4 protein-coding genes and 1 pseudogene are annotated in these 5299 nt (G+C 74.2%); 3 read left to right on the forward strand and 2 right to left on the reverse strand.

From position 1 onward, the window contains the following. Positions 1–152: 152 nt before the first annotated feature. Positions 153–1376 (reverse strand): annotated as a pseudogene (locus PV341_RS43590) (FAD-dependent oxidoreductase); the annotation flags it as partial. A 102-nt stretch (positions 1377–1478) separates the two neighbouring features. Between PV341_RS43590 and PV341_RS43595 the strand changes: the two are divergent. Both PV341_RS43595 and PV341_RS43600 read left to right on the forward strand, forming a co-directional pair. After that, positions 1479–2057, forward strand: coding sequence for a TetR/AcrR family transcriptional regulator (locus PV341_RS43595; protein WP_500329438.1), 579 nt, complete (start codon positions 1479–1481; stop codon positions 2055–2057). A 51-nt stretch (positions 2058–2108) separates the two neighbouring features. After that, positions 2109–3092 (forward strand): 2-hydroxyacid dehydrogenase, encoded by a 984-nt coding sequence (locus PV341_RS43600; RefSeq protein ID WP_500360805.1) that lies wholly within the window; start codon positions 2109–2111, stop codon positions 3090–3092. An 11-nt stretch (positions 3093–3103) separates the two neighbouring features. Here the strand turns inward: PV341_RS43600 and PV341_RS43605 are convergent, their stop codons facing one another. Then, positions 3104–3838 (reverse strand): hypothetical protein, encoded by a 735-nt coding sequence (locus PV341_RS43605; RefSeq protein ID WP_500329442.1) that lies wholly within the window; start codon positions 3836–3838, stop codon positions 3104–3106. A 284-nt stretch (positions 3839–4122) separates the two neighbouring features. On the opposite strand from PV341_RS43605, the gene PV341_RS43610 reads away from it, so the two are divergent. Continuing rightward, on the forward strand, positions 4123–5103 hold the full coding sequence (locus PV341_RS43610) for a phosphotransferase family protein (RefSeq protein WP_500329444.1): 981 nt from the start codon (positions 4123–4125) through the stop codon (positions 5101–5103). Positions 5104–5299: the final 196 nt, after the last annotated feature.

Here is a 5299-nt window from a genome sequence, read left to right on the forward strand (position 1 = left end):
TTTCCTTTTTTTCCTATTGCACCTGATGGCCTGTATGGTGCTGCGGCGCAGCCTCTGAAACCCCCGGTGCACTATCGGACACAACGCCTGACACCGGCCGCTCCGCCGCGTTATTTCCCCGCCCGTGGTCCTCCTCGCGCCGCCGTCCCTCATGGCTCTGGCCACGACCCCCAGCCGCCGGTGATCGCGCCCAGGGCCCTGCGGCGCAGCGGCGGGAGGTGGCCCACGGCCAGGGAGACCAGGTCGCGGAAGGTCCGCTGGAGGGCGTTGTGGGCCATGGCGAGCCGGATGATGCCGCCGCTGCTGCGCAGCACCGTCGCGCCCACCGGGTGCCGTTCGGCCTGGTAGGTATCGAGCAGGGCGTCGGTCGCGTGGCCGCGGACCACGGCGGCGAGCTTCCAGCCGAGGTTGGCGGCGTCCTGCAGGCCGGTGTTCATCCCCTGGCCGCCGGCGGGGGAGTGGACGTGCGCCGCGTCGCCGGCGAGCAGCACGCGACCGACGCGGTAGACGGGCACCTGGCGTTCGTCGCTGTGGAAGCGGGAGAGCCAGCGGGCCTCGCCCATGCCGTGGTCGGTGCCCAGGGCGCGGCGCGTGATGGCGCGGACCTCGTCGAGGCCGACCGGGTCGCTGTCGGGCCGCTCGCCGGTGCGGTCCCAGCACATCACGCGGTACCAGCCGTCGCCGAAGGGCGCGAGGAAGGCGAAGGCGTCGCCCGTGCCGCCCACGGTCAGCAGTTCCGCGGGCGGTTCGGCGAGCCGGACGTCGGCGAGCACGATCGACCGGATGACGGACCGGCCGGGGAAGGGCAGGCCCAGGGCGGTCCGGACGGCGCTGCGGTGGCCGTCGGTGCCGACGGCGTAGGCGGCGCGCCGGGTGGTGACGGCGCCGTCCGCGGTGCGGACGTCGAGTGCGACGCCCTCGTCGCCCTGGCGTACCGCGAGGACCTCGGCGCCGTGCTCGAAGCGCACGCCCGCGGCGCGGGCCCGGCGCTCCAGCAGCCGCTCGACCTCGTACTGGGGGGTGATCAGCAGGTACGGGAAGCGGGAGGGCAGCTCCGCCAGGTCCAGCGACAACCGGCGGAAGAGCCGCAGGCCGCGCAGCCGGTGGCCGGTGGCGACCAGCTCGTCGGCGAGGCCGCGGGCGTCGAGGAGCTCGAGGGTGCGGGCGTGGACGCCGAAGGCCCGGCTCAGGTTGCCGTGCCCCGGGCCGCGGCGCTCCAGGACGGTGACGGGGACGCCGGCGGCGGCCAGGTCCCCGGCGAGCAGCAGGCCGGTGGGGCCCGCGCCCACGACCAGGACCCCGGCCGGGTGCTCCCCGGTGCCGGTGGCGGTGCGGGTGGCGGTGCGAGTGGCGTCGGTGCGGTTCTCGGTGGTCACGGCGGTCTCCTCGGATGCCAACGCTTGTAGGCCAACGCTTGTAGGCAAACGTAGCCCCGCCGCTCTGGCGATGTCAACAGTCGTTGGCCTACAGTTGTGGGCATGACCACGACGTCCCCCGCCCCCCGCCGTTCCGACGCCACCCGCGCGGCGATCCTCGCCGCGGCTCGCGACCGCTTCGCCGCCGACGGCTACGAGCGGGCGACCATCCGCGCCATCGCCAAGGACGCGGCCATCGACCCCTCGATGGTCATGCGCTACTACGGCAACAAGGAGGGGCTCTTCGCCGCCGCTTCCGAGTTCGACCTGCGCATGCCGGACGTGACCGCGGTCGCGACCGAGGACGTCGGGGCCGTCCTGGTCGCGCACTTCCTGGAGCGCTGGGAGGAGGACGAGACGCTGACCGCGCTGCTGCGCGTCGGCGTCACCAACCCGGCCGGCGCCGAGCGGATGCGGTCGATCCTGCAGCGGCAGCTCGCACCGGTCGCCGCCGCGGTGTGCCCGGACCCGGAGCCCGGCCGCGCCACGGAACGCGCCGTGCTCGTGGCCTCGCAGATCCTCGGCATGGCCGTCAGCCGGTACGTGCTCCGCTTCCCGCCGGCCGTGGCGATGCCGCGCGAGGAGGTGGTGGCCTGGCTGGCGCCCACCGTCCAGCGGTACCTGACGGCTGCGGCGCCCTGACCTCCGCGGAGGGGCCCGCGGACATATCCGCGAACGAAGGAGTGACGACGCATGGAGCCGAAGAACGTCCTCGCGGTCGTGGCGCCGCACGTCGGGGGCCGCCGCGTCGGTGCCACCCTGGCCCGGCTCTTCGAGGGCCGGGCCGTCGTGACCGTCGTGGAGTCCGCCGACGAGGACCCGGCCGCCCTGGCCGCGGCCCACGTGATCATGACCGCGCTGGGCCCCGTGGCGGCCGGGCACCTCGCCTGCGCGTCCGCCCTGGAACTGGTCCAGTGCACCGGCCACGGCCACGAGCACGTGGACGTCGCCGCCGCCCGCGCCCGCGGGGTGCCCGTGTGCACCATCGGCTCCAGCGGGGCCGAGACGCAGAGCGTCGCCGAGCAGGCCTTCGCGCTCATGCTCGCGCTCGCCAAGCGGACCGTCCCCGCGCACGAGGCGCTGTCCCGCGGCGAATGGCCGCTGCCCCGCCTGCAGCGGTCACTGACCGAGCTGGACGGCAGGGTCCTCGGCGTGATCGGCCTCGGGGCGATCGGGCAGGCCGTGGCCCGGCGGGCCGCCGCCTTCGGGATGACCGTCCGCTACACCTCGCGCCGGCCCGTACCGGCCGCGACCGAGCAGCTGCTCGGGGCCCGCCGCCTCCCGCTGGACGAGCTGCTGGCGACCGCCGACTACGTGTCCGTCCACGTCCCGCTGACCGACGCGACCCGGCATCTGCTCGACGCGCGACGGCTGGCGCTGCTCAAGCCCACCGCCTTCCTGGTCAACACCGCGCGGGGCGCGGTCGTCGACCAGGACGCGCTCGCTGACGCGCTGGAGGCCGGGCGCCTGGCCGGTGCCGGGCTCGACGTCTTCGACCCCGAACCGCCGCCGGCCGGGATGCGGCTGCTCCACGCGCCCAACGTCGTCCTGTCCCCGCATGCGGGGGGCGCCACCGGGGACACGGTGGCCCGGATCGCGCTCGCCGCCGTCCGCAACGTCGTGGACTTCCTCGACGGCCGCCCGCCACGCGACGTGGTCCCCGCCACGGAGGACTGAACCGGCCCGGCTCAGGCGCTCTGGTCGCCCTCGACGTTGGTGCCCGGGCCGAGCCCGGCGAGCGCGTCCTTGGCCACCGCCAGGGCACCGTCGCGGACTTCGGACTCGTCCGGCGCCTTCTTGTTCTCGAAGTCGCTGCCGTTGTAGGTGACGGTCACGACCGCGTTCCCCTTGCGGAACACCACGACCGCCTCGCGCGTCTGCTGCTTGTCCTCGGTCGTCAGCTCCACAGACACGGAGGCCTCGTCACCGATCCCGGACGCCGTGGCCGCCTTCTTCAGGCGCTTGTAGGAGGCCTTCGCCGCCGCCTCGCCGTCCTGGCCGCCACCGGTCGTGGACACCTCGAAGGTCACGTCGAGCCAGCGGTAGTCGAAGCCCTTGAGGGCGTTCCACGAGCAGCCCGTGCGGTGCGAGGGGTCCGTGAGGGACAGTTGCTTGCCCGTCGTCTTGGCCTCGGGGACCAGCTTCTTGATGGTCGCGGTCTTGATCGCGGTGCACGGCGCGGGCGGCTTGGAGTACGTGGCGGGCGCGTCTTTGGAGCCGTCCGAACCGGAGCCCGAGCCGGAACCGGAGTCCGAACCCGCGCCGGAGTCCGACCCGGACGGCGCGGTGGAGCCGGTCCGGGATCCGTTCGCCGACGTGCGGCCGGGGTCCTCGTGGGACGAGGAGGCCATCGTCCAGCCGACGATGGCGAGTATGGCGGTGGGCAGCAGACGAGCCGCCAGGGTGAGGGGCAGGGACGCCACGGCGGTCTTCTCTTCGTCGATCCTGAGGAACCTGGGGCTGAGGAGGTGAGCGTGGGGGACGTGGGGCCTGAGCGTACGACGTGAAGATGAGATTGCCATATGAAAGTGGCCCGGGAACAGACCAGGCGCGTAGGGGTTGCGGTACCGGGCGTGACGGGTGTACCCGCGCGCCCCCGAAAATCCGGGCGCGCCGTGGACGCGCCGACGTCGGAACGGGTGCCGTGACGGACCGGCCCCGCGCACGACCGTGACAGCGTGGGAGCGCTCTCATAGCATGCGGGGACATGAAGAGCCTGACCAAGCGCGCCCTCACCGCCGGACAACTGGCCGCCCTGCTGCGGGAGTCGGCGGGCCTCGGCTGCAGCGTGGAGGCCGAGCTCACGGACGGCTGGTTCAACGCCGCCTACCGGGTGCGGCTCGACGACGGGCGTCCGGCGGTGGTGAAGATCGCCCCACCGCCGGACGCCCTGGTGCTGCGCTACGAGCGCGGCATCATGGCCACCGAGGTCATGGCGCACCGCCGGATTGCCGCCCTCGGCGATGTGCCGCTGCCGGAACTGCTGCACGCGGCACCGGACTTCATGGCGCTGTCGGTCCTGCCCGGCACCCCCTGGGACAAGGCGGCGGACCGCCTCCCCGCGGACCGGCAGGCCGCGCTGCGCCGTGAACTGGGCCGGATCGTGGCGCGGCTGCACACGCTCGCCCCGGAGGACGGCCGGTACGGCTACCCGGCCCCCGAGGCCGGGCTGTCGGCGGCGGACTGGCCGACGGCCTTCGGCGCCATGGTGGAGGCGATGCTGGAGGAGGCCGTGCGCTGGAGCACCCCGCTCGGCGTCGCCCCCGACGAGGTCCGCGCGCTCGTCGCGGAGGGCGCGGACGTCCTGGCGGAGGTGACCGAGCCGCGGCTGGTCCACTTCGACCTGTGGCCCGGCAACGTCTTCGTCGCCGACGACGGCTCCGTCGTCACCGGGCTCATCGACCACGAGCGGGCCTTCTGGGGCGACCCGGTGGCCGAACTGGTCTCCCTGGCCTTCGGCGGCGACACCGGCCCCGACAGCGACCTCGTCGCCGGCTACCACGAGGCGGGCGGCACCCTGGACTTCGGGCCCTCGACGCTGCACCGGCTGGCCCTCTACCGCGTCTACCTCGGTCTCATCCTGGTCGTCGAGTGCGGCCCGCGGGGCTATCCCGCCGACCACGCCGACCACGTCCGCGACGTCCTCGGCCGCTGGGTCGCGGAGCTCCGGGCCGTGCGGCGGGGCTAGGTCGTGTCGTCAAAATGAGCTCCCCCAGCTCCGCTGGGAGGTGCCCCCAGGTGCGGTGCATCGCAAGGCGGAGAGTCGTCTCGTAGTGGGCTACTCGGACGATTCGACGACTCCCCCGGGCCGAAGGCTGGGGAGTGCCGTGCCTGGGGCACCTCCCAGCGCCGGCTGGGGGAGCGGCGCGGGGTGGGGGCACCCC

This window comes from Streptomyces sp. PA03-1a (assembly GCF_033792805.1).
Taxonomy (GTDB): Bacteria; Actinomycetota; Actinomycetes; order Streptomycetales; family Streptomycetaceae; genus Actinacidiphila.

Coding starts and splice junctions, on each gene's coding strand:
- PV341_RS43595 (WP_500329438.1), top strand. CDS start 1,479: ATGACCACGACGTCCCCCGCCCCCCGCCGTTCCGACGCCACCCGCGCG.
- PV341_RS43600 (WP_500360805.1), top strand. CDS start 2,109: ATGGAGCCGAAGAACGTCCTCGCGGTCGTGGCGCCGCACGTCGGGGGC.
- PV341_RS43610 (WP_500329444.1), top strand. CDS start 4,123: ATGAAGAGCCTGACCAAGCGCGCCCTCACCGCCGGACAACTGGCCGCC.